Below are 262 nucleotides of genomic sequence, written 5' to 3' on the forward strand. Positions count from 1 at the left end.
CTAAGATCAAAATCAAAAGCAAGAGCACAGCGGCCTGACAGCCGGCTTGAGTGGTGTAGAGCAAAGGCAAAGGCAAACGCGGTCTCTGTAGGAGCTGGCTTGCCGGCGATGGTCTTCAACGATGACGCGGGGAACCAGACAAAACGCGGCGTTCTCACGTTTTTCGCCGGCAAGCCGGCTCCTACAAGTCCGCGTATCTACGATGCGAAGCGAGTCGCTCTTGATCTTGCTTTGGATCTTAGGCGCCCCGTTAAACACGCTG

This window comes from Pseudomonas reactans, from assembly GCF_013385825.1.
GTDB classification, from domain to species: domain Bacteria; phylum Pseudomonadota; class Gammaproteobacteria; order Pseudomonadales; family Pseudomonadaceae; genus Aquipseudomonas; species Aquipseudomonas reactans.